This window comes from Halomonas sp. AOP7-B1-5 (assembly GCF_052353045.1).
GTDB classification, from domain to species: Bacteria; Pseudomonadota; Gammaproteobacteria; order Pseudomonadales; family Halomonadaceae; genus Vreelandella; species Vreelandella colorata.
The window spans coordinates 1-676 of the sequence record NZ_JBQTDC010000123.1 but is presented as its reverse complement, the minus strand read 5'-3'; the positions used below and the strand labels follow the sequence as shown (position 1 = coordinate 676).

Annotated in this window: 1 protein-coding gene; it reads left to right on the top strand. The window is 31.8% G+C overall.

The features are described 5' to 3' along the window. Window positions 1-227: 227 nt before the first annotated feature. On the top strand, window positions 228-676 hold a 449-nt coding region (locus tag ACT3XD_RS19675; RefSeq protein ID WP_444280707.1), incomplete at its 3' end, for a hypothetical protein.

The following is a 676-nucleotide window of genomic DNA, read 5'->3' as shown; positions in this document are numbered from 1 at the left end:
TTTATGGTGTTCAAGATAAGTTTTCTATAGAAAAAGATAAGACAAAAATTCGCGTGAGGTTTACCGATTGGCTCAGTCCTGGGTTCGGTGTGAATATTATGGTTGCCAAAGAAGATTATCACGGTTCAAGTAACTAATTGTATGTGTAAAAGTGCCACATTTTTGTAATGCTCAATGTAGCACTTTATCTTGTTAATTTTGTTTTCATCTGTTTTAAATGAGGATTTATGGTTGGCTTAAATAAAACTTATTCAAGAGTTTTTTTGTTTACTAGTGGTGTGCTCATCTTCGGGCTACTGATCCCTTATTCAAAAAATGAGATGTGGGCTTTTATTCTATTATTATTTCTATCAGCCATATTATTTGTTTTTGTTTTTGTTTTAGTTAATGCTGTGGAAAAGTTGGTAAAAAATAAATTTTCTTCAGTTCGCGAACTTCAGTTTTTATTTGTCATACTGGTATTTTTATATGCTGGAATATATTTTTTACTGGGATTAGCAGATATAGATGAAAGGTTAATAAGAGGCTTGCGTGAAATAAGAGAGTATTCTAATTATAAGTTATATACCGTGAATGGTTTTTTTGAATATCTTCATGACGTATTTTTGACCTATTTTAATAGGGAGGCTCTGAAAAAGTCTCTGCCTTCAGCGATAATACGAACATCGTCAACTGC